Source organism: Lactiplantibacillus sp. 7.2.4 (assembly GCF_018991185.1).
Classification (GTDB): Bacteria; Bacillota; Bacilli; order Lactobacillales; family Lactobacillaceae; genus Lactiplantibacillus; species Lactiplantibacillus pentosus.
This window is the reverse complement of the sequence record NZ_JAGYGS010000049.1, coordinates 1-23,192: the sequence shown is the minus strand read 5'-3', so window position 1 is coordinate 23,192 and position 23,192 is coordinate 1. Positions and strand designations below refer to the sequence as shown.

21 protein-coding genes are annotated in these 23,192 nt (G+C 47.0%); all 21 read right to left on the bottom strand.

The window, feature by feature from the left end; genetic code table 11:
* A partial coding sequence (locus tag KGF70_RS12780; RefSeq protein ID WP_216768981.1) for a sodium ion-translocating decarboxylase subunit beta occupies positions 1-518 on the bottom strand: 518 nt, incomplete at its 3' end.
* An 11-nt stretch (positions 519-529) separates the two neighbouring features.
* Positions 530-937, bottom strand: coding sequence for an acetyl-CoA carboxylase biotin carboxyl carrier protein subunit (locus KGF70_RS12775; protein ID WP_122211231.1), 408 nt, complete (start codon positions 935-937; stop codon positions 530-532).
* Positions 938-942: 5 nt separating this feature from the next.
* A complete protein-coding gene (locus KGF70_RS12770; RefSeq protein ID WP_216768982.1) occupies positions 943-1,272 on the bottom strand; it encodes a hypothetical protein in 330 nt (109 codons plus the stop codon).
* 16 nt (positions 1,273-1,288) lie between these two features.
* On the bottom strand, positions 1,289-2,635 hold the full coding sequence (locus KGF70_RS12765; RefSeq protein WP_216768983.1) for a CitMHS family transporter: 1,347 nt from the start codon (positions 2,633-2,635) through the stop codon (positions 1,289-1,291).
* Between the two features lie 1,131 nt (positions 2,636-3,766).
* Positions 3,767-4,030: a hypothetical protein gene (locus KGF70_RS12760; protein ID WP_105919937.1), complete on the bottom strand. Its 264-nt coding sequence runs from the start codon at positions 4,028-4,030 to the stop codon at positions 3,767-3,769.
* Positions 4,031-4,192: 162 nt separating this feature from the next.
* On the bottom strand, positions 4,193-5,035 hold the full coding sequence (locus KGF70_RS12755) for a DUF72 domain-containing protein (RefSeq protein WP_216768984.1): 843 nt from the start codon (positions 5,033-5,035) through the stop codon (positions 4,193-4,195).
* Positions 5,035-5,736 carry an NAD-dependent protein deacylase gene (locus KGF70_RS12750; RefSeq protein ID WP_216768985.1) on the bottom strand — a complete coding sequence of 234 codons (702 nt, stop codon included), beginning with the start codon at positions 5,734-5,736 and terminating at the stop codon, positions 5,035-5,037. The genes KGF70_RS12755 and KGF70_RS12750 overlap by 1 nt, the downstream gene beginning before the upstream one ends.
* A gap of 21 nt (positions 5,737-5,757) precedes the next feature.
* Positions 5,758-6,717, bottom strand: a complete 960-nt coding sequence (locus tag KGF70_RS12745; protein WP_216768986.1) for an IpaB/EvcA family protein — start codon at positions 6,715-6,717, stop codon at positions 5,758-5,760.
* A complete protein-coding gene (locus KGF70_RS12740; RefSeq protein ID WP_050337749.1) occupies positions 6,710-7,984 on the bottom strand; it encodes a hydroxymethylglutaryl-CoA reductase, degradative in 1,275 nt (424 codons plus the stop codon). Before KGF70_RS12740 ends, KGF70_RS12745 begins: the two co-directional genes overlap by 8 nt.
* Before the next feature lie 26 nt (positions 7,985-8,010).
* Positions 8,011-8,928 (bottom strand): Ppx/GppA family phosphatase, encoded by a 918-nt coding sequence (locus KGF70_RS12735; protein WP_216768987.1) that lies wholly within the window; start codon positions 8,926-8,928, stop codon positions 8,011-8,013.
* A gap of 172 nt (positions 8,929-9,100) precedes the next feature.
* Positions 9,101-10,213 carry a hypothetical protein gene (locus tag KGF70_RS12730; RefSeq protein ID WP_216768988.1) on the bottom strand — a complete coding sequence of 371 codons (1,113 nt, stop codon included), beginning with the start codon at positions 10,211-10,213 and terminating at the stop codon, positions 9,101-9,103.
* A gap of 562 nt (positions 10,214-10,775) precedes the next feature.
* The gene (locus KGF70_RS12725) at positions 10,776-11,777 is read right to left on the bottom strand and encodes a tRNA-dihydrouridine synthase (protein ID WP_088770103.1); all 1,002 of its coding nucleotides are present in this window, start codon (positions 11,775-11,777) and stop codon (positions 10,776-10,778) included.
* A gap of 419 nt (positions 11,778-12,196) precedes the next feature.
* Positions 12,197-12,619: a DUF3284 domain-containing protein gene (locus KGF70_RS12720; RefSeq protein ID WP_003637623.1), complete on the bottom strand. Its 423-nt coding sequence runs from the start codon at positions 12,617-12,619 to the stop codon at positions 12,197-12,199.
* The gene (locus KGF70_RS12715) at positions 12,609-12,797 is read right to left on the bottom strand and encodes a hypothetical protein (RefSeq protein WP_216768995.1); all 189 of its coding nucleotides are present in this window, start codon (positions 12,795-12,797) and stop codon (positions 12,609-12,611) included. The genes KGF70_RS12720 and KGF70_RS12715 overlap by 11 nt, the downstream gene beginning before the upstream one ends.
* Before the next feature lie 6 nt (positions 12,798-12,803).
* Positions 12,804-14,165: a PTS sugar transporter subunit IIC gene (locus KGF70_RS12710; protein WP_003637622.1), complete on the bottom strand. Its 1,362-nt coding sequence runs from the start codon at positions 14,163-14,165 to the stop codon at positions 12,804-12,806.
* A 71-nt stretch (positions 14,166-14,236) separates the two neighbouring features.
* Positions 14,237-14,947, bottom strand: a complete 711-nt coding sequence (locus KGF70_RS12705; protein ID WP_216768997.1) for a GntR family transcriptional regulator — start codon at positions 14,945-14,947, stop codon at positions 14,237-14,239.
* Positions 14,948-15,644: 697 nt separating this feature from the next.
* On the bottom strand, positions 15,645-16,586 hold the full coding sequence (locus KGF70_RS12700; RefSeq protein WP_088770104.1) for an ATP-binding cassette domain-containing protein: 942 nt from the start codon (positions 16,584-16,586) through the stop codon (positions 15,645-15,647).
* A complete protein-coding gene (locus KGF70_RS12695; protein WP_253954856.1) occupies positions 16,573-17,661 on the bottom strand; it encodes an ABC transporter ATP-binding protein in 1,089 nt (362 codons plus the stop codon). Before KGF70_RS12695 ends, KGF70_RS12700 begins: the two co-directional genes overlap by 14 nt.
* A 13-nt stretch (positions 17,662-17,674) precedes the next feature.
* Positions 17,675-18,613 (bottom strand): oligopeptide ABC transporter permease OppC, encoded by a 939-nt coding sequence (gene oppC / locus KGF70_RS12690; protein ID WP_087842815.1) that lies wholly within the window; start codon positions 18,611-18,613, stop codon positions 17,675-17,677.
* Between the two features lies 1 nt (position 18,614).
* Positions 18,615-20,105 (bottom strand): ABC transporter permease, encoded by a 1,491-nt coding sequence (locus tag KGF70_RS12685; RefSeq protein ID WP_087842814.1) that lies wholly within the window; start codon positions 20,103-20,105, stop codon positions 18,615-18,617.
* A gap of 72 nt (positions 20,106-20,177) precedes the next feature.
* The gene (locus KGF70_RS12680) at positions 20,178-22,142 is read right to left on the bottom strand and encodes a peptide ABC transporter substrate-binding protein (protein ID WP_216769001.1); all 1,965 of its coding nucleotides are present in this window, start codon (positions 22,140-22,142) and stop codon (positions 20,178-20,180) included.
* Between the last annotated feature and the right edge of the window lie 1,050 nt (positions 22,143-23,192).

Sequence of the window (23,192 nt, the reverse complement as noted above, 5' to 3'; positions counted from 1 at the left end):
AAGGCCATGTACGAATACGCCGCAACTGTAATCGGTCCCAATAGATTTTGGGCCAATTGGTTAGAGACAAAGATGGCGGTCGGACCATCCGCTGCCCCGATGATACCAATTGACGCTGCTTCCTTAATATCAAATCCGAATAAGACGGCCACGATAATAACAAAGAAAATCCCAAACTGGGCGGCCGCGCCAAATAACAACATAAACGGATTCTGTAATAACGGGCCAAAGTCAATCATGGCGCCAATCCCAATAAAAATTAATAATGGAAACAATTCTGTGCTAATCCCTGCTTTAAAAAGGATATCCAGGACGCCTTCCGCCTTCGACCCACCCGTGACTTGCGTGAGTACACCGGTATTCGGAAAATTGACCAAAATCGCCCCTAAGCCCATCGGAACCAATAGCGTTGGCTCATATTCCTTTTTAATTCCTAAGTAAATTAACGCGCCACCAATCAGCATCATGATGATTTGGCTCATCGTAATCGACGCAACACCTTCAATCAACGTTTCCACATCATCACTCCTCAGCTAATCTGAATCAGGGGATCACCAGCATTAACGCTATCGTTCTTGCTTACAAACAGTTGGTCAACGGTCCCAGCCTTATTCGCAACAATTTCGTTTTCCATCTTCATCGCTTCTAAAACGAGTAGTGGCTGATTTTCTTGAACCGTTTCACCAGGAGTTACGAGCAGTTTGATAATAACGCCCGGCATCGGTGCCGTCATCGCCGTCGCTGGCACCGCTGCTGTCGGTACTTGTGCTGACTGTGCTACGGCTGCCGGTTCAGCTGGTGGCGTTGTAGGTGTCGCCATTGTTGTTGGCGCGCTTGTCGATTGGCTGACCGCTGTTTGCGACGCCTGATCCCCGAGTTCTTCCATCTCAACCAGATAAGTTTCACCATTAATTGTAATTTTGAATTTGCGTAACATAATTCTTATTCAACTCGCTTTCTAATTGACTTCACCACGTACTTACCGTCACCGATATCGGTTGCACAACAGCTGGCAATCAGACTCACCAGTTGTGCTTCCGGATTTGGAACGTATAAATGTTTGAGCCTGAGCTGTGTATCTGTCCGATCAGCGGCCAAAACACTCGCTGCAAGCACCGTCGCAAGCACATGTTGATGCGGATCAACCTCAATATACTCCGGTACCGTTACCCATTGTTCTTGATCTGGCACCTCAGCGACTGCCAAAGCACCTTTAGCAGCATCATTATCGACCTCATCATGATGCCAAAAGCGGCGCCAAAAAGCTGTCATCAATCATCACTCCTTATCATTGTGGGATGTAAAATGGCATTTGCCCGGTTAATAGAATTGTGACCACGAAAATCACAAACACACCCAAGGCATACTTGGCGGTCTCCTTCTGCCAGGCTCCCATGTCCAATCCAGTCAATCGTAAGAGGAGATAGATGAAGGCCACCAACGGACTTAACAAGTGGAACGCCTGCCCCATCAACGACGCTAACGCCATCTGCATATTGGTAAATCCGTACGCGCGCCCGGCTTGTGCCAGAACTGGTAACACGCCAAAGTAGAAGCCATTATTGGATAAGAAGAACGTTCCGGGAGCTGAAATAACCGCAATCACAATACCCCAGAACCCAGCCAATTGGTGTGGAATGATCTTAGTGAAACTTTCAGCTAGCGCTGTCGCCATCCCGGTTCCTTGAAAGAGACCCATGAAAACACCAGCGGCAAACACTAAAATCACCACTTGCACGGCATCCCCACCGTTTGCACCAATTCGCTTTGATTGGTCCTTAAGCTGTGGGTAATTCACCATTAAGGCAATGCAAGTTCCCACTAGGAACAAGAGTAGTGGCGGCATTGCAATTGCCTTGATAAATGAACTCGCCACCAACCAAGCAATTAGCACAATTGTCAAAATACCATTAAACGCAAAATTCTGCGGTCGCCGAATCGCCGCCGTTTCAGGGTCAGTCACCGTAATCATTGCATCGATTTCTTCATGCGTTAATGACTTGATTCCTAACCGTTTCCGTTCCCGCTTACCCATGCCACGGGCAACAATGAAAATCACGTAAAGTAATGCCAGAATCATACTTGGCAAGACGTAAGCTAAGATACTCGCATCAACATCCAAAACGGCCATTGCACGGGCAGTTGGACCACCCCATGGCAACAGGTTCATAATCGTGTTTTGCAAAATAATGAGTACCCCTAAATCCATCATCCGCATATGAAGTTTCTTATAAATTGGGATAAACGCTGAACAACAAATCAGCGTGGTCGTCGTCCCATCTCCATTAAGCGAAACTGCCGCGGCAACTACCGCTGTTGCCATCAGCACTTTCATCGGATCACCCTTAGCAAAATAAATCATGCGTTTCGTAATCGGATCAAACAGTCCCGCGTCCAACATAATTGAAAAATATAAAATTGCAAATAATAGCATGATTCCAGTATTGGCAGTCGTCTTGATGCCTTCCAGTACGAAATCCCCGATGGTCCCCTTCTTCGCCACACCTGCAGCCATAGCAATAATGGCAAAGACAAGTGGCACTAGTACTAACGCCGTAAATGGCGACATCTTTTTCTTCATGATGATGAACATGAAGACAACGATCATCGCATAGGCAATTATCGTGAGTAGCATGGGTTTCAGCTCCTTTACATTTGGTACTCAAATCATACCTGGATGAAAGCGCTTTTACTACCGGTTTTAACCATAAGTACACAGAAAGAACACGTGCCAGTTATCATATGCAAAAGCAACCAGCTGAGACCCGCTGGAAGCAGTGCGAGTTACTGTAAACGCGCAATGGTAGGGTCGTCCTACACCGACTTCCAGGCATTCTGGGAAATGGCCGGAACGTGGTGGACACAGATTTAAGCCGACAACCCACGTCTTAAATACTGGTCTTCCACTAACCAAGCAAAAAACGCTTGCTAAGTGGAATTTCACCACTTGGCCTTGCCCAGAATACCTTCCAGCCGGGATATTATTCGAAAGGCAGACATGTGTGAACCCAACTAGTTGTTAGATTAGTCGTTGGTTCCTTGGTACACAGTTATTTTGACATTCAACTGTCAGATTGGTCTCTAATGATAGCTAAAGTACCTTACTCATGCTGTCAGACAAGCGACTTCACTGAAGTTGTCAGAATTTTCTCTAGTTACCTGAGACAACAAACTCCTGAATTATAAGTGGAAGAAATCTTGTCAACTAATTTCAAGACGAGTAGTGGTCACTGAAATTTATGACATTGAGATGAGTGAATAATATTCAGGTGATCTTCCCAGTGATTAAATGCCATCAGTCATCATCGGTACCGATTAAGTCCTTTCCTGAAGCGCCAGTCAATAAAAATTCAGTGGTCAATTGTACCCAGATAGGCGGTCGTTTATCTGCCATTCGAGCGGGTTCCCGACCGGAGGGGCTGGCTGACAATGCTCAAGGGCGAAGTTCTTCTTGTCCGGGCGGGTTTCCCGGGCTAGAAGAAGACTCGTATTTGAAATTGCGCAGTGGGTCTCTGCGTGAGTTCAAATCGATGTCCGCCCTGTTCCAGCGTTGTCAACCAGCCCCGGAGGTCGGAATAAGACGCGCATCGGCTGACGAACAGCCAACCAACTAACCGGTATGATTCATGACAAATTAACTGTCACAATGCGTATCCCGGTCTATTTTGCGTATCCTTATCCACGCAAAAAAATCGGTTCAAGAATAAATTCTCGAACCGATTTTTTGCTTATTTTCAATTTTCTAAGGCAGTGTGCTGATTTAACATTACCAGTCACCGAATTTGTCATCCTTGAGTTGTTGCAATAACTCTTGGTAACGGTCGGAACTGATTTCGCCTTTAAAATGCGCGTTTTCAAGTTGATTAAACCGTTCTGCCAAATAGTATGCCGTTAAATACAAAGTCAGCTTGCGTTTTACAATGGTTTCGGGGTCCAAATCATCAGAAATATGCTGGGACGTCACGACCATTTCTGCGAACTTGCGTTGATTCAAAGTTAGGCTACTGTCATTCTGATTCTGGCTTGTCATTGAAATTCCCCTATTCATAATTTAGTTACCCTCAGAATAGCATAATCAATGAAAAATCAATCTATTTCTCGTGTTTTTTTACTGTTCTTTCAATGCCAAAATTACCGAATGAGGTTACCAAATAAGGTTCCTTGTTTTCGCCAGATTTCTTGAGTCCCCAACCTAAAACAAATCCAACTGATGCGGCCCCAAATCACCGAAAGAAACGCCGAGCAACTCTTTCAACGCCATCGCGTTATCTGCAGCGTCGCCACCAGCATTGTTGTTGAAGATGACGCACACTTCATCGGCTTGGGCTTGCAACTGTTCCACCGTTTGTTTGAATTCGGCCAGCTCCGTATCATTGTAGCGATACAAGGTGCGTTGGCTGCGCCAGTTGGGCCCCTTAGCAGACCAGCCCTGTTGATTGCGACCATGTAGCCGCAACAAGGCCAGCTTGGCATTCGTCACGACTGGTTCAAAGCTGACGCCATCGTTCATTGCGTGGGGCTCATCGACGACAACGTGAATCAAACCCAGGTCGTGGAGGAAGCTGAAGACGGCATCCTTGACACCATCCTCATACCAACTCTGATTACGAAATTCAACTGCAATCGGCACGCCGGGCAGCCATTCCACCATCCGCTGAAGATAGTGAAAATTCCGGTTGGAGCGTTCAAAGAATGGCGGGAATTGGAACAACACGGCTTTGAGCTGGTGATGCTGCGTCAGTGGTTTGAGCATCGCACGGTATTCTCGATAGGCCGTCTTGAGTGCATCCATTGAGACACCTTCATCGTAAGTGTCGTGCAAGGTCATGACTTGATTGGCTTTCAGAATGAACTGAAATTTATCTGGTACCGCTTTTTGCCACTTCTTGACCGTCGCGACCTTGGGAATCCCATAAAATGGCGTGTCGACCTCAACCACGGGTAACACACCCGAATATTCAGTTAAAGTCAACTTATCCGTGCCACCGAGTAGACTGGGGTGTTCCGTCCAAGTTGTCAGACCAATCGTAATCATTAGACTTGCACCTCCTCGAAGAAGGTCGTTGCATCTTCTTGGACCATTGTGAAATCAAATGGCAGTTGCAACGGTTCAGCGTTAACGGCGAGCACTTGGGCTTGCGGGTTACGGTAATCGATCAAGCCGGCAAATGGATAGACCCGAAACGATGTCCCACAGATGACAACCAGGTCCGCCTGCTGCAAATACTGAACAGCGCGTTCAATGTTTTCAGGTGCGATTCCTTCATCATAGAGCACCACGTTGGGCCGCAAGTAACCGCCGTCCGCTTGATGCGTGGGTGCCTTCAAATAGTCCTGCCAAGCTACCGACTGACCACACTTCGTACAATATACTTGGTATAAGTTGCCATGAAATTCCACCAAGTTGGCCGTCTTCGCCACCACATATAAATTATCGATATTTTGAGTAATCACGCTGGCGCGCCCCTGCTGCGTCAAGGCCGCCATCTTTTGATGGATGACATTCGGTTGCGCGTCGGGATAATATAAATTTGATTTTAAATACTGATAAAATTCCGTGGGATGGCTCGCTAAAAAAGCATGGCTTAAATAATACTCTGCATTATGATGCGCCGTATATAAGCCGTTTTTTGAGCGATAATCTGGAATCCCAGACGGCGTCGAAACGCCCGCACCCGTCATAAAGACAATGTGTTGTGCTTGCTGTAATGCTGTCTGTGCTGCTGTGTCGTTCATCACGACATTCCCCCAATCAAATCACCGTAACGTATAGGGTAAGTTCATTTCTTGGAACAATTCCTTGACCGTCTTGTCGTACACTTCCTTGAAGAAGGCATCACTCTTCTTTTGCGCTGGTGCTGGTAGCACAAAGGCATTCTGGCGATCACTCTTGTATAACCCAATGTACGCCCGGGTATGCTTGTTTTTATCTAATAAATCTGAATGGTACACATCGAATAGTTGGCGAACTTCTAGCCGTTCTTGCCGTTCACTTAAGACGCTTTGAACCGTGACAAATTCAGTACCGTGCAAGACGGGTAAGTGCCAAGCCGTCATCTGGTCATCGAAGGCCTTGAACAATTTGACGACGGTCCGCCGCATCGCAAATGGCGTATCGACAGGTTTCTTGCTAATCACCGCGTATAATTGTTGTGCGGCTGGCCAGGCTTGTGGATAGGCCTTAGCGACCTGTTGCTCACGTTCAGCAGAGAGTTCCCCGTTGAAGAAGACGAGCAGGTCAGTCAACGTCAATAATCTTAACGTCATCATGGCATCGGCCTTGTCTGGTTGTTCAGGGTCAATGGTCGCTGCCACGCCCTGCATGTACCAGTCCTCGATTTGGTCGTCGATCAAGTCATATTCCCGTTGTTTGCGCACCACGAGCACGTGGCTGACCATGTCGTAGAGTTCCATGGCGATCGCCATCAGTTGTTCATCGAGTTGTTCGTCACGCGTCGTTAAATTAAACGTCACCTGCGGAAAGCCTTGTAATAGCAAGAGCAGGTGCAACAATTCATGCGACGCCGTGTAATTCGGGGCAGTCACGTCATTCACGCGAACTGTCAAATCACCATTGTCCAGAACCTGTTGTGCTTGGTCGTGCCGAACATAGCCGACCTGGTCTTCACCAAAACTAACACTAATATTGCCTGGGTACAGGGAATTGGCAGTACTTAGTAAGTCCGTTACCGTTTGATTTAATTTAATTTCAGTCATCAGTCTCTTCCTTTGCTTGTCGCAACTCGGTAATGATGCGTTGCGTCGTTGCGAGATCTTGTTGTGGCGCTAATTCGAGTCGTTGCAAAACCGTCGACAACTCATCGTCGGTCGCGCCAGCCGCCATTGCGAGTGTTTTCAATTGTAAGTGCATGTGGCCCTGTTGAATCCCGGTCGTCACGAGTGCCCGTAACGCTGCTAGGTTCTGTGCCAACCCAACGGCGACCATAATTCGTTCCAAATCACCCGCGCTTTTGACGCCTAACAGCCGTTGGTTCAATTGGGCTAATTCGTTGATCTTGATTGACCCGCCAACGATTCCCACTGGCAACGGCATTTCAAGTTCACCGTGAAGGATCTTACCGTTAGTCATCCATCGACTCATGCCGCGGTACTGACCGTTTTTGACCGCATAAGCGTGGGCACCACTTTCAAGCGCCCGCCAATCATTTCCACTGGCAATTGCCACCGCATCGATGCCGTTCATGATTCCCTTGTTATGGGTCGCCGCACGGTAAGGATCAATGTGTGCGACCATGCTTGCCGAAGCAATCTTTTGCGCCACCAGCTCGCCGGAATAGCGTCCCGCTTGGAGTAATTCGACCGGAATATCGCAGGCGGCTTTGACCAGGCTAGCGGTCGCATAATTCGACAAGATGCTCATCAACGAATCCTGCTTCGTCATCACGGCAATCGCTTTGGATACAGCCTCCAGCATACTATTGAGCATATTGGCGCCCATGGCCTCTTGAACGTCAACGAAGAGGTCGATCGATAGATACCCCTGACCGAGGACCCGCGGCCGAATCCGTCGTGCGCCGCCACCCCGTTTTTCCAAACTTGGATGGGCTTCATTCGCCACGGTCAACAACGTGGACGCATGCTTGGTCACCATCGCCGCCACCGCAGCCGGATCACTCACCTTTTCCAAGACAACTTGTCCAATCATTTCTCGCTGATTCAGCGTTGTGGTGATGCCACCGCCCCGTTTCATGATTTTAGCGCCATTGCTAGCCGCCGCAATCACGGACGGTTCTTCCGTCACCATTGGTACGATCCGGTTGATGCCATCAATCACGAAATTGACCGCTAAGCCCATTGGTAATGGATAATCAGTCAAATAGTTCTCAATAATCTCGTGGTGTTGCGGGACATAATATTGCTTGAATAGTGCCTGTTCAGCGGGTGTCAAATGGGCCTGTTCCGCGACGATTGCGACGCGTTCATCCCAATTTTTTTGGTAAAAGTGTCGAAAATCTGCTGTCATATTCTCATTCCATCCTCTTATTTAGGTTACTGTGCTAGGTGTTCAGAAATAATGCCTTCGCGGACGCCACTCTCAGAGAAAATGACGCGGTCGCTATCGAGCATCTGCAATAAGGTGACAAGTGGTAACATGCCACCAACAATAATATCCGCGCGGTCGTACTCCATTCCGGAGATTTCTTGACGACCCGTTTTAGAGCGCGAGAGTAAATCTAAGAAGGTATGAAAGACGGTCTCGGTCTTCAACCGGTAACCATGGATATCTTCGACCTTAAGTTTTTGTTGCCTGCGCCGATTGATGCGCGCCAAGGTCCGATTGGCACCCCCTAGTAGAATGATTGGATCATGTAACGCTTCCGATAACCACCAAATATCCGCGAGCCGATTGCGTAAAAACATTTGGGCACGAAATAGACTGGCAGACGGCACCAGGTCATCGAGGCCAAATTGTTCAGATAGTGTCACTGCACCAAACGGAATGCTGATCAGCTGCTGCTTACGCCCATTTTTGACTAAAATCAGTTCACAACTCGCGCCACCAGTGTCCAAAATCAGACAATTATTGATGACTAACGAATTGGCAACCCCTAAGTAGTCGTAGTAGGCTTCATCGTCACCAGACAGCACCCGCAAGTCTAAGCCAACTTCTTGCTTCACTTGGTTCAGAAAGGCCGTCTGATTCTCAGCCATCCGAACTGCCGCCGTGGTAATTCCAATGACATCCGTATCCGGCATCTTCTCATAGAGTCGCCGAAAGTTCAGCAACGCTTTGATCGTACGCTCAATTGCAGCTGGCTGTAAGACGTGTGACGCCCCCATCCCTTTAGACAAACGGGTATCTTCCTTGACCCGCTTGATTTCTTGAGCGGTGCCATTTGCGTGCAACCGACTCACCGCCATTCGCGCTGAATTGGAACCCAAATCCACAATTTCTAAGTTTCTCATAACACCACGCTCACTTTTCGCTTTTTGGAATATCGATTAGCTTTATTCTAACATTTATGCGGTCCCACGGGGGCTTCTGGCGTTAGATTGTGCACAAAAAGATTGTAAGACTATCAAAACAAACGTCACTAGGGTTGTGGGCTAGTGACGCTCGTTGGGAAGGTTTAGAAAATTATGCGCCGTTCCAGATTTGGTCGACTAGCTCTTCTACTTCGCCCTGTGTCCGTTCATCACGGTCATCCTGATACAAGGCATACAAATGAAACGGATCCAGAACATTTTCTGGATAATCCTGAATTTGCTTAAACAATCGGTTGAACCCACCTAGCTGATATTTTGAAACTTGAACTTCACAGCCCGACGCTGCCCCAAGCTGAGATTGGCCCGCCGACAATACCTTTTGACGCTGTGTACGGTCGATAATAATGGTGGGTAGCGCTTGATTGTCGCTAATCATCGTCACTTTTGATAGCGCACTAACGCCAGAATAAAGAAAATCAGTGGCAATCGTTGATGTCGGAAATTCAGCAAACTGCACACGATTGGCATTTTGCACGGGTGAAGTTAGGAATGGCGCGATTTGCTCAAACAGCCGACGACTATTGAATTGACAAGCATAGACGCGGTCCTTAGTCTCACCTAGCGCCTTAAGCCAGCCACGTGCAACGAGTTGCTTAGCTGCCCGGTTAAACGTCACTCGATTATTAATATTGACCTGCTTACCAATCGTATCCGCAAATCGTTGGCCACTTTTAATCAGGAACCGATCATTGGCCGTGCTAAACGCAGCGAGTTCAGGTCGCGTCTGTGCGTGCTCAGGACTGCGTTCAAAAATCAACTGTGCCATAACGAGGGTCAGCGCTAGTCGTTGCTCAGCAGGGGCTAGCTTGTCTGGGGGCAGCACTTGTTGTTCAGTGACCAGCCCGGGCAATAAGCGCGTTCCCATGAACGGAAGAAACATCTCACCATCGGAAGTCATAAATGGCAGCAGGTGTCGCAAGTACTCACGGCGTTCAACCGTAGACAGTTGCGTTGCTAGCAATACGATTGGCGTGTTCGTTGATTGCTTAATTTGCGGAAACAACACCACCGGCCGCAGTGCGCGCTGACCATTGTAGACCAAGAATAAGACAGCCTGATCAAGTATCGTTCCCTGCACAAGCAGTGTGTTTTTTTGATCAGACGGGCCCACTGCAACCGTTGACGATTCAACTGCTTCCCCGACCGTTATCGGCATCCCAGTCCCTTGACTAATCTGATGTAACTGACTAATGATTCGATCCACGTTTGCGCCCTCCTCGCGGTTATTTTCACTGATTGTAACATCATTTTAATTGATTGTAACATTACAACGTTACAATTATCCAAAATAACGTTACAATCTTTTTCAACCCCGGCGCAATCAAAGTTCATTTTTGTTGGGCAACCGCTGTTTAGGTCGTCACCTCCGAACTCACGAAATGCGGAATCCAATTATCAGTCATCGCACAATGGCAACTAATTGCCACTACGATATAAATACGTCAACTAGCATGCTGGCCATTTACAATCGGCATAAACTCATTCAATTCTTAACTGTATTTGGCTCAGATTTATTCGCGTCCTCATTGGCGGAACCATTTTTACTAGTGCAAACTAAAGCGGTCCCCAGATAAACAGGAGACCGCTTAGTAACACTGTATTTCAAATAATCAATCAATTTTGTCCGTTCACACTGGACTAATCTCGTTAGCCAACGAATCAACTTAACGTAGTGCTTTCGATGGCCGAACATTGATTGTAACCCGCTCAAAACGATTGTAACATCGGAACCTTACAATCGCGTCAGGCCGGTGATAATTCACACCTCAGACCCGTTCTTTGGCCTGATACGCCGCCAAAATCTTGCGCACATCGTCCGTTGATTTGGCATCCATCATCGTATTGCGTAGGTCGGTAGCGCCTAATTCTGGCCGCGCATAAATCTTGAAGAACCGTTTTAATGATGGAAAACGCGGAACGTCATAGCGCGTTGCAAAATCGTCGAACAAGTCGAGTTGCATATTCAGTAAGCCCAATAGTTCGGGCAAATCGTGCGGCTGTGGTTGTGCTTCAAAGGCGAATGGATTAGCGAAGACGCCCCGGCCAATCATGATACCATCTAAGCCAGGGTGGGCTTTGGCCAGCGCGACCCCCGCTTGATAGTCAGCCACATCGCCATTGACTTGCAACAACGTCTCCGGGGCAATTTCGTCACGCATCTTAATGAGATCGTCGATGACCTCAAAGTGCGCAGGGACTTTGCTCATCTCCTGCTTCGTCCGTAAATGTACGGTCAAAACGGCAACGTGTTGTGCCAACAGGGTTGCAATCCAATCATGGTATTCGGCGACCTTACTGTAACCTAGGCGCGTCTTGGCACTGACTGCCAGTCCCGAAGTCTTCGCCGCAGCAATCACATCCGCTGCCCACTGTGGATTTCGAATCAAATCACTGCCACCATGATTTTTGATGACCGTGCCATCCGGACAACCCATGTTAATATCAACGGCTTCAAATCCCCGCTGACTCAGCTCAGCAGTCGCCGTTGCAAAATCAGCCGCTTCATTGCCCCACAGCTGAACGACCGGTTTACGCGATTCAGCGTCTGCCACGTAAAGTCGCCCGTGAACTGGGAACTTCGTATTCGGATCCGTGATGCTCTTAGCGTACACGAACTCACTAAAAAACGTATCCGGCGCTGCCGCATGGGCGATCACTTGCCGAAAAACCGTATTACTAACAGCTTCCATGGGTGCCATGGTGAAAAACGGCCGCTGTTCAGCCTTTGCTTGCGCCGCAATCTGCGACCAAAATGGTGTTGCTGTCACGTTCTCTTACCCCTTATCAATACCTTGATTTCAAATTAATGCTTTCAATTTTAGCATTGATTCACGCGTTTTGCAGGAATGACGTTTGACGCTTCTTGACTCAACCAACTAAGTCACCTACTCAAAACGATGCTGGATGACTTCTTGGTGACGCAACTCGCGTAATAAGGCTTCAATTGATTCGCCTGCAAAAGGACATGTCCACCACGTTCCAGCTATTGCTCAGAAATGCCTGAAAGCCGGCCTAGGAAGCCCCCATTACAGCAAGCTTCCGCTAACTCGCACTATTTCCAGCAAGTCTCAGCTGGCTGCTTTTGAACTTAGAAACTGATACGCTGCCATCACAATTCACATCAACTTCACGCCAATGAAAAAACGATCTCGCCCAAGTGAGCGAAATCGTTTTTCAATCCTAATGTTTACTGCCCATAACTAGCAGCCATTTGCGTCATCATTTTCTTAAAGCGGCGTTTGCGGAACCAACCCAGGAAGAGGACGCCAAGCTTATTGTTGGCATTGGTCTTCCGATCTTTACCGAGGAAGGTTTCAGCGTATTCTAAGACGGTCTGCTGACCATCGTCAGTTGTCGCGAATTGGTAGTCGACCCCGTAATGGTCACGCGGCGTCTCTAATTCGTAGGCGTAATGGACACCCGGCTGTGCGTGGGTGATCTTCAATTGACCAGTCAGACCGTTAGACCACTGTTTTGCATATTCGTAGCCTTGAAGACTCTGACGTGGTGCTGGTCGTCCGGTTTGCTGCTGAATATCAGCGCGCGCGGAGTCGATCAACTGTTGGTATAAATAATCCACTGGGGCATTCAAAGTTAATTTAATCTGCATGTTTATGGCTCCTCTCTAACTGGCCCACCCGCCGATAAACGACGAAGAGTGCTGCACTAACCGCCAAACCTAATCCGAGCGTCACCCATTGACCCGTGGTTCCGGCCAGGGGACTTAAGATAACGGCTAAAAATCCAAGGTTCATCCCGATGAGTAAACACTGCTTTAAGCTGTTCATGACAATCTATTCTCCAATCGCTGCTGGTTTAATCTTATTAGCGGCCTTAACAAATGGCACGTAAATAATGAAGGCAACTGCGGCGTTGAACAGCTGTAAGACAACTGAACGCCAATCCATAGTGGCAACTAACGCATTCATAATCGGTGGCATTGACCAAACAATGTTGTTCGTAATTGGTGCGACCCAACCGGCAGCCAAGGCGGCGTAAGCGATTGAGACGGTCACAACGGGTGCTAAGACGAACGGGATAAAGTAGATTGGATCAAGCACGATTGGCATCCCAAACATAACTGGTTCGTTAATGTTGAAGAATCCAGGTCCAATCGCTAATTTGGCAACCGAACGTTGGTCGTCCCGTTTACTGAAGACCAAGATGGCGACTAACAGTAGTAAGGTCGAGCCGGCCCCACCAATCCAAGCATATAAGTCAAAACAGTTCCGAGTCCAAACGTATGGTAAGGCTTTGCCAGCTTGGTAAGCGTTAACATTAGCAAGCTGAGCAGTTAACCAAATCCCATCCAAGATTGGTGCTAACACGTTGGAACCGTGAATACCGAAGAACCAGAAGACTTGGACTAATAACGTCATCAATAGCACGGCGCCGTAGCCTTGACTCATGTTTAATAGTGGTTCTTGAATAATCTTGGCGATCCATTCAATGACCGTCGTGTTGAACTTACTGAAGATCCAGTTGATGATCCCAACAACGTAGAACGCAGCGGCAGCTGGAATAACCCCAGTGAAGGCGTTGGCAACAGCCGGTGGAACAGAATCTGGCATCTTGATCGTAATGTGTTTCTTCATCAATGCAATGTATACCACGCTGGCAATTGCCCCGAGAATCATCACCGTAAAGAAACCATACGAACCAAAGTAAGTGTTGAAGTTGAAGTAGCCCCAAGCGGTCACCTTTTTACCAGCAACTGCCATTCCTGAATCGGTCAAAATCTTCGTCGCGCCCTTGCTCAAAGTACTGGTCAAGGTCCCCGTGAAGTTTTGTGGCAAACTCATGATGAATGTTCCCAGCGTAACGATCCCACCGGTAACTGGTTCAACTTTGTACTGAATTGCTAATTGATACCCGAATGTAAACGAGAAAATCAACCCTAAGATGGCTAACGTCCCCGTCCAAACCATCGCGTTGATGCCGATTAACCATTGCATCGAGTTAACAAATCCCATCCAACCAAACTTAGTTGGAATATCGCGAACTAAGGCGTTCAGTACTGTGGCGATCGACCCGGCCATCATGGCTGGCATAATTGCAATAAACGCGTCACGTAATGCGACCAACCACCGTACTGCACCAATCTTCGCTGCGATCGGTACCAAGTGTTTATTAAGCCATTCGATAAATGAATTCATAATATACCCCTCGCTCCTAATGTAAGTTTTCGCTAGTTAGTGCCCAACCCACTCGTTGTGGCACCCCCGTACTAGTTCTGCAAATCAATATTTTCCGTATGGTAATAGAGTTCTAAATCTGGATAAACGAAGAACGTTCTCGAGAAGTTGAACACCGTCCCATTCGCCAAATAGTTGATTGCTTCCAAGCACAACGTCTTGTCACCATCTGGACAATCGAGCAGCGCAGCCTGTTCCGCGTTGACCCGTACTTGATGAACGTAATTTTCTGTCGTGCTCCCCGTGATGTCATACGCCTCGCGTAAAAAGGCGAAAATCGAATGTTGCACGCTATCACTGGATAAGAATGGCACGACGGCTCGTGGAAAATAAGATTCTTCCAAATCATACAAGACGTCTTTCAAATACCGCAGCCGAACGACGCGATACACTTCATCACCAACAGCAATATTCCCCTGCTGTGCCAGTTGGTCATCCGCCGTCACCTTATCAAAAGTCATCACTTTTGATACCAGTGGTCCACCATCGACCATCGCGGACTGGTCAAATCCAATCGATAAATTCAATACCTTCTTCGTATCCTGAGGTTGCTTAATAATAAAATTGCTACTTCCTTGGACCCGGCGTAATAGTCCGTGCCGAAACACGACATCGATCGCCTTGCGAATCGTATTACGGCTCGCATGATATTGCGCCATCAACACTTTCTCGGTCGGTAGCTTCGTCGGATATTCATCCGCCATTATCGATTTAATGATTGCCTGCGCAATTGCCTGATACATGACTGATCCTCCTTTCTCTAAATTAGTAGGTGCTTGTAAAACTTGTGCCCACAAATTATATTAGCACATCCTTTATGAAAACGCTTTATTTTTCATAATTTTATACCAATGAATTTATATCCCTGATAACCACCCGCGTCACTAGCCTTCAGTAGACCCTTACTGCCCAATTTGGGGCTAAAAAATTGAATTTCCCCCGTCAATTTAGTGCTGATTCAAGTGGTGGTCATTGAAATGGGTGAATCATGTTCAGGTCATCTTCTCAGTAATTAAATGCCATCAGTCATCGTCGATCCCCATTAAGGCTTTACCTGAAGGACCAGTCTCCTAATATTCAGTGGTCAATTGCACCCAGATAGGTGGTCGTTCATCTGCCATTCGAGCGGGTTCCCGACCGGAGGGGCTGGCTGACAATGCTCAAGGGCGAAGTTCTTCTTGTCCGGGTGGGGTTCCCGGGCTAGAAGAAGACTCGTATTTGAAATTGTGCAGTGGGTTTCTGCGTGAGTTCAAATCGATGTCCGCCCTGTTCCAGCGTTGTCAGCCAGCCCTGGAAGTCGGAATCGGACGATCACCGGCAGACGAACAGCACGCCTACTAGCAGTACTTAAAGCCCAAAAATTTGGCCCACGTCATTACCTGTCAAGCTACCCGGGGTTGGCGAGAATAGTTTAACAGGCAATGACGTGGGCCAAATCGCCTAGTCTAAGTGTAATTGTTGCCGATATTTGGTGAGTTCTTCGGTGTTGCCGTAAACAAAGTGTCCCGGCTTGATTTCTACAAAGCTCGGCTTGTCATGTTCATAATGATGCATCTTCGCATCGTAAACGATCAGTTGCTTTTGACGGGCCAAGATTGGATCTGGAACCGGAATCGCCGATAATAACGACTGCGTATACGGATGAATCGGATGTGCGAACAGTTCCTGCGTCGGCGCTAATTCGAGAATTCGGCCATTATGGATGACCGCAATTCGGTCTGAGACGAACCGCACGACGGAGAGATCGTGCGCAATAAAGAGATACGAGACGCCAAGCTCCCGTTGAAATTTCTTCAATAGGTTCAGGACTTGTGCCCGAATCGAGACGTCCAGCGCCGAAATCGGTTCGTCGGCCACAACTAGTTCCGGACGCATGACTAAGGCGCGCGCAATACCGACCCGTTGCCGTTGTCCGCCAGAAAATTCATGTGGATAGCGGTAGAGATGCTCTGGCAACAACCCGACTTCCGCAATGATGTGCTTAACTTTATCCAAGCGATCTTGTTCGGAGTCGTACAGATGAAAGTTATAGAGGCCTTCCGAAATAATATATTCGACGGTCGCCCGTTCATTTAACGAAGCCGATGGGTCCTGAAAAATCATTTGAATTTTCCGCGTTAAAGCGCGTTTTTCACTCGCAGGCATGGCTTGATTGATTTGCTTGCCATGAAATTTAATCGTGCCCTTAGCCGTGGGGTTGATGCCTAGAATCGCGCGACCAATCGTGGTTTTACCAGACCCCGATTCGCCCACTAGTGACAAGGTCTCACCGGGATAGATATCAAAATTCACATCTTGAACCGCCGTAAATTTACGTTTGCCGGCGCCAAATGAAATCTCAAGATCACGAACGTTCAGCAAAGCTTCCTTAGTTGTTTCCAATTGCGTCTCCCCCCGTTTCCGCATCAGTGGCTGTCTGTGACAGCTTTACTAATCGTTCATGTAAGTTTTGGATGATTTTAGGTTTCTCAACTTTGGGCGCTCGCGGATCCAATAACCATGTCTTGGCCCAGTGCGTTACCGTCACCGCAAATTCAGATGGCTCACGCTTAAAATCAATCGCCATGGCAAACGAGTTGCGGGGCGCAAAGGCATCCCCAGTAATATCGTTATACAGTGACGGCGGCGTTCCCGGAATCGAGTATAAACCGGCCTCCTGCGTTGCTAACTGTGGCAACGATGACAGTAAGCTCCAGGTGTACGGATGCCGTGGGTCGTAGAAAATCTCGTCACACGTTCCCATTTCAACGATCTGACCAGCGTACATCACCGCAATTCTGTCCGCAATCGACGCCACCACCCCCAGATCATGGGTGATAAAAATTGTCGTAAAGTGATACTCTTTTTGCAAGCTCTGAATCAATGCCAAAATTTGTGCCTGAATCGTCACATCCAAGGCCGTGGTCGGTTCATCACAAATCAAGATTTTCGGATGACAGGCCAAGGCGACCGCGATGACGATTCGTTGCCGCATCCCACCGGAATATTCAAAGGGATATTTATTATACCGATTGGCCGCATCCGGAATACCAGTACGAGTCATCAAGTCAATCGCTAATGCTTTAGCTTCCTTAGCTGATTTGCCCTGGTGCTTGACGATCACTTCCGAAATCTGTGAGCCAATCGTCTTGATCGGGTCTAGCGAGGTCATCGGGTCTTGAAAAATCGTCGTGATTTCTTTACCACGAATTCCGTCCCAGTCCTTATCCTTCTTCAAATCGCTCAAGACGACGTCCCCATACTGAATCGTTCCATCGGCAATATAGCCATTGGCTTCGAGCATCCCAGTAAAGGTCTTCGTTAATACCGACTTGCCAGAACCGGATTCCCCAACAATCGCCAGGGTCTCCTGATCTTTTAAATCTAAAGTCACATTTCGAATTGCTTTTAATTCCCGCCCGCGCACCTTGAAGTTCACAGACAGATTTTTAACAGATAGTACAACATTATTCTCCAATCGACTGTCCTCCTTACATGTGTGTCCGTGGGTCAGAGGCATCCGCCAAGTTCTGCCCGACGATATATAGCGAAACGGTAATCAGTGCTAACACGAGCACCGGTAACCAGAATAGATAGGGATAACTCGTCATATAGGGCGAATATTGTGAAATCAGCCGCCCGAGCGACGGCACATTCGAACTTAAACCGACCCCCAAGAATGACAAGAACACTTCATAAGAAATGAAGGATGGCAATAGTTGTGACAATTGCGTCACGATCACGGACGTCAGGTACGGGAGTACGTTACGAAAAATCATGCGTTTGGTTGGCGTTCCTAAGGTCTTGGAGGCGATATTATATTCTCGGTCACGGCGTAACATGACTTGGACACGAATGAAGTACGCCGTTCCCAGCCAAGTCGTCACCGTCATCGCAAAAATCAGATTCCAAAAGCCATTTCCGAACGTATATGAAAGCACAATAATAATCAATAAGGTGGGCACATTGGAAAAAACGTTGTAGATTTCAAGCATCAAACGGTCAAATCGTTTGGAATTACCCCAAAAGGCACCAACGACCACCCCAATCACGGTAGTAATCAGCGAGGCCACGACCCCGATTGAAATCGACGTCCGAGCCCCCGCCCAAATGGCATCGAACAGGGACTTCCCATCGGCGTCCGTCCCAAACCAGTACTTGGCATTCGGCCAATTGTAACGTGCGCCAAAATCATTGATGTTATTGACATCCATCATGTTATAGCCACTGAACAGGGGCTGGATGAAGGCCATTAACAAAATAACCAACATCAACACAAACATGGCGATGGTCACTTTGTTGGCGAAAAACGTCCGCGCCACCGACTTCCAGTATGAGTATTTCGGCGTATCGATTTTTTCCGCTGCCTTATCGTCCAGTGTGACCATCTTAAAATCACTATCACGAATCTGTGCATCATTTGTTGTCATTCTAATCATCTCCAGACGCTGAAAGTTTGATCCGCGGATCAACAATGGTCATCAAAATATCACCCAGTAAAATCGAGAACACGGCAATCGTCGTAAAAATAAAGACTAAGGCGATCACGATCGGGTTGTTGTGGGCCAAAATTGCATCCGGTAGCATCTTGCCCATCCCGGGCATCGCAAAAATCGTCTCGGTCATCGTAGCACCGCCAATCAAGCCAATAATTGACCCGGGCAAGCCTTGAACGATTGGAATCGACGCATTTTTGAAGATATGCTTCCGATAAATTTCCCCTTCCGTCAATCCTTTGACCTTCGCAAATTTGACATAATCTGATGACTGCTGATCAATCATGTAACGCCGGAACCAAATAATCAGCCCGGATACGGATAGCAACCCCAGAATAATCGTCGGCGAGACCCACGAGGAGAAAGCTTCCGCACCCTTAGTTGGGAAAGAATCGGGTAGTCCGAATACGGCACTGCCTAGATACCGGAATGCATAGATGAACGCCAGGCTTGGCACCGCAATCAGCGCAGTGACAATTCCTGTGCCGACTTTATCAAACCACTTGCCTTTATAACGGGCCATTAAAATTGCCATTGGAATCGAGATCAAGTAGGAGATGACTAGCGCACCTAGCCCAGCCTTAAACGACGTCCCAATCATTGACGGATCCTGATGCTGCTGCTCGGTATTCGTATAATTATCACCATAGCGTTCGCGGGTCATCGCATCCTGCTTACTGCGCTGTTGATATTGGCGGGTATAAACATTATCCGCACTATTCAACTGCTGCTTACCGTTGAAGGTGTATTGGCCCAACTTGATTTGCCCCTGACGACTCGCGATAACGTTATCCACACTGATTCCAGCGTAGGTCGGATAAGAAGTCCCCAGATCAAGATGGATGATATTCTGGTGAATATACGGAAAAGCACTGTTGAAGTAGATCTGGTAACGATATTTGGTCCCAGAACCGACCAGGGCCCACCCAACGATCTTATCCTTCTCAATCTTCAAGTATCGTGGCAAGTTGGGGTTATCCTTATCATGCACGGCCCACGGGGTATCGATTTGAATCAAACCAGCATAGAACTTCGTTAAGCGTTCTATCAGTGGCAGATTGCGCGTCGCATAATAATTTTTACTCTTGGGATAACGATGCACACTAAACCCGTGGTTATTCGCCCACTTCTTAATAAGCTTCGTATTAGCTGCCGTGTGGGCGGACGTAACCGACTTGTCCGTCTTCTCAACCTTAGCGACTAATGACTTGGTATCTAGATACTCGATGTAATTCATCTTGTCATACGCGTTGTTTTTATAATCGACTAGCTTGTCAGGCTGCGCGTTCAGCTTACTGATCATCGTGTCTGATTTGAAAATATCACGACGGGGTACCAATGAATAAATGATAATGAATGTGAGGGTCGTCACTAGAAAGATACTCACCAGTGAACGAATGACCCGAAATAACAAGTATTTCTTCATGCATAACTCCTCCCCGTGTATAGAAAAAAGGCTAGTTACGCGCTAGCCTTTCTTCTATAAACGTAAAAACTATTAGTTGGTTTCGTCAGCTTTAGCGATTTTAGCTCGCTTGGCTTCCCAAGCGGTCTTGGCTTTGTTATATTGTGCCTTCGTTACGGCCGTCTTTTGGACCTTCATGTACTTGTAGCGTGAGGAGCCCAACCCAGATTGTGCGTATGGTTTCGTGTATGGCACAACCTTCGTTACAGATGGCGAACCACCAAGTGAGTAGACTGGAATCTGAATCCCGCTATTCGTTAACCAAGCTTCGGCCTTGGCAAATGCCTTGTACCGTGCATTGGTATTCTGAGTAATTGCCTCAGCCTTATCTAGCAGTTTTTCATATTCATCCAACCCAGTTGCCTTGATGGCGGCAGTGTTGGAAGCACTCTTACTGGTACTTGGATCAAGTCCCAACGTATGCAGGCTAGAACCAGAAGCCGGGTTATAAATTTCCAAGTAGGTCGATGGATCATCATAATCTGGTGACCAACCGGACGCATTACTGATATCGAAATCACTCGCCTTACCAGTCGTTGCATAGTAGGTAATGGCATTGAACTTATCTTCGCTCAACAATTGAAGGTCAATCGTGACGTTCTTCTTGCCTAACGTTGCTTCAACTGATTTCTTAAACGACTTAGCTTCATTCAAATTGATGGTATCTTTCTCACTAACTGGTAAATCAAGGTGAATCGTCCCAGTGACGCCTTCAGACTTCAACGTCTTGAGCGCTTTAGCAAGGTATTCCTTCGCTTTGGCTGGTTTGTAAGTCCCATCCTGTGCATCTGCTAAGTTCACATTGCTAAAGACCGTCGAAGCGAGATTTTTCTTGACCTGGGTCCCGTAATTCTTACCATTGATCGTGACAAACGACGGTGGCGTCAATTCATTACGGAGTGCCTTAGTTGCGCCTGACTTACCATTAAGTTGCGCAGTGTAGTCGGTCTTATTAAAGGCAAATTGAACGGCCAATCGGAAATCACGATTTAAAATTGCTTTACGCGTATTGGACTTCTGCTTTGAAGTCGTCTTCGACGTTTGCGTATATGATTGCCGGTTCAAATTAAAGGTAAAGTTAAAAGTCGAAGCATCTTGATTTGACCAAACGATATTGTTTTTGCTTTCTTTGACAACATCCTTGTAACCAGCCGAACTTGGGTAGACCCGTGCGGCACTATAGTCGCCATTCTTAAATGACTTGTAGAGGCCATCAGGATTACTCCCGTCGTTATAAGTCAATTTAACCGTCTTCAAGTAGACATGCTTCTTGTCCCAATAACTCGCATTCTTAGTGAATTCGATCACTGACTTAGACGTAAAGTTCGACAAGACATACGGCCCGTTGTAGAGAATTCCGTCCGCAGACGCCTTCCCAAAGTTCTTACCCTTTTGTGCCAAGAACTTCGCGTTGACTGGGAACATGACCCCGTATGTTAATTTCGAGTTCCAATAACTTTCTGGTTTGTTCAACGTGTATTGGACCGTATAATCGTTGACTGCTTTAACCCCAACAGTCGAAAAGTCCTTGGTCTTACCATTGACATAAGCATCCAAACCTTTGATACTGTCTTGAACAACATATAGCGTCTCAGACTTAGCTGCCACCGCGTGCTTTAACCCGGTCACAAAGTCCTGCGCCTTAACTGTTGCATAGGGATTTCCTTCACTATCAACCCACTTGACACCTTTACGGAGGTGATATGTATACGTCTTACCATCTTTACTTACTGACCATGACTTTGCCAGCGCACCTTTTAATTGGCCGTAAGAATTACGTTCCAACAACCCGTCCTCAAAGTTTGAATAGATATCGCTATTCGTCGATCGTGACGAAACGGTATAATCAAAATTATCTGGATCAGCCGTATAAACATAACTATAGCTCGATGCTAAGTTACTGCTACTACTTGAACTAGATTTCTGAGAACCACAACCCGCTAAAAGTAATACCCCTGCCAAAAAAGTCACAGCAAGCCAACTCTTTTTTCCTTTCATAGATCCATCTCCTTAACTGCTAATCAGCTGTGTTTTAATAATAATATAATATATGCTATATTTCAACATCTAATTTTAATCTTAATTTAATTATTTTTATAGGGCAGCAAACACTGTTTTGACGTTAATTGTCGATGCGCAGGGCCATTTTTATGATAATTATATTGATAAATTGATGAGTTACTCTCGCCATATAATGAGAGTTTCTCACATAAACTAGATATAGCATATGGGATATACTGTGCAAGTTATTGTTTAGCGTGAGAAATGATTAACACATACCAATTTTCAAGTTCAAGAACAGCCAGCTTAGAACCGCTGGAAAATAGGGCGAGTTGGCGTAAATTTGCTGTTGCGGAGACGTCCTACGCCGGCTTCCAGGCATTCTGGGCAATGGCCGGAACGTGGTGGACACAGATTTAAGCCGACAACCCACGCCTTAAATACTGGTCTTTCACTAACCAAGCACAAAACGCTTGCTAAGTGAAATTTCACCACTGGGCCTTGCCCAGAATACCTTCCAGCCGGGATGGTATTCGAAAGGCAGATATGTGTGGGCCCAATTTTTAATGTACTGATTGCTGATTCTTAGTAACCAGTCAGAATAATTTTTAATGGTAAGGGTGACTTCTGATGATTTATGGCTCGTCACTCGTGCTTTTAGATCGTCGAATCCTCGGTCTTACTTTACGTTATCAAGATTTTCTCTAGACGTTAAATTGGTCGAATCTTAAATACAAACTCAAAGGTAATTCTACATTTCAATTCAATCGTCTATCTTAAAATGAATTGTCAATGAATAGATAATCTTCAAATCATCTCATTAATATTTAGATGCTATAAATCATCATGAATGCGAACTCAACGTTTGAATGAATGACCAGTCTCCTAATATTCAGTGGTCAATTGCACCCAGATAGGTGGTCGTTCATCTGCCATTCGAGCGGGTTCCCGACTGGAGGGGCTGGCTGACAATGCTCAAGGGCGAAGTTCTTCTTGTCCGGGTGGGGTTCCCGGGCTAGAAGAAGACTCGTATTTGAAATTGCGCAG

What these genes read in the sequence shown, in the direction of transcription:
- KGF70_RS12750 (WP_216768985.1), bottom strand. Translation starts at nt 5,736, where the DNA reads ATGAACGACACAGCAGCACAGACAGCATTACAGCAAGCACAACACATT.
- KGF70_RS12765 (WP_216768983.1), bottom strand. Translation starts at nt 2,635, where the DNA reads ATGCTACTCACGATAATTGCCTATGCGATGATCGTTGTCTTCATGTTC.
- KGF70_RS12775 (WP_122211231.1), bottom strand. Translation starts at nt 937, where the DNA reads ATGTTACGCAAATTCAAAATTACAATTAATGGTGAAACTTATCTGGTT.
- KGF70_RS12720 (WP_003637623.1), bottom strand. Translation starts at nt 12,619, where the DNA reads ATGCAGATTAAATTAACTTTGAATGCCCCAGTGGATTATTTATACCAA.
- KGF70_RS12745 (WP_216768986.1), bottom strand. Translation starts at nt 6,717, where the DNA reads ATGACTGAAATTAAATTAAATCAAACGGTAACGGACTTACTAAGTACT.
- KGF70_RS12770 (WP_216768982.1), bottom strand. Translation starts at nt 1,272, where the DNA reads ATGACAGCTTTTTGGCGCCGCTTTTGGCATCATGATGAGGTCGATAAT.
- KGF70_RS12710 (WP_003637622.1), bottom strand. Translation starts at nt 14,165, where the DNA reads ATGAATTCATTTATCGAATGGCTTAATAAACACTTGGTACCGATCGCA.
- KGF70_RS12735 (WP_216768987.1), bottom strand. Translation starts at nt 8,928, where the DNA reads ATGAGAAACTTAGAAATTGTGGATTTGGGTTCCAATTCAGCGCGAATG.
- KGF70_RS12740 (WP_050337749.1), bottom strand. Translation starts at nt 7,984, where the DNA reads ATGACAGCAGATTTTCGACACTTTTACCAAAAAAATTGGGATGAACGC.
- KGF70_RS12685 (WP_087842814.1), bottom strand. Translation starts at nt 20,105, where the DNA reads ATGAAGAAATACTTGTTATTTCGGGTCATTCGTTCACTGGTGAGTATC.
- KGF70_RS12755 (WP_216768984.1), bottom strand. Translation starts at nt 5,035, where the DNA reads ATGATTACGATTGGTCTGACAACTTGGACGGAACACCCCAGTCTACTC.
- KGF70_RS12760 (WP_105919937.1), bottom strand. Translation starts at nt 4,030, where the DNA reads ATGACAAGCCAGAATCAGAATGACAGTAGCCTAACTTTGAATCAACGC.
- KGF70_RS12715 (WP_216768995.1), bottom strand. Translation starts at nt 12,797, where the DNA reads ATGAACAGCTTAAAGCAGTGTTTACTCATCGGGATGAACCTTGGATTT.
- KGF70_RS12680 (WP_216769001.1), bottom strand. Translation starts at nt 22,142, where the DNA reads ATGAAAGGAAAAAAGAGTTGGCTTGCTGTGACTTTTTTGGCAGGGGTA.
- oppC (WP_087842815.1), bottom strand. Translation starts at nt 18,613, where the DNA reads ATGACAACAAATGATGCACAGATTCGTGATAGTGATTTTAAGATGGTC.
- KGF70_RS12705 (WP_216768997.1), bottom strand. Translation starts at nt 14,947, where the DNA reads ATGTATCAGGCAATTGCGCAGGCAATCATTAAATCGATAATGGCGGAT.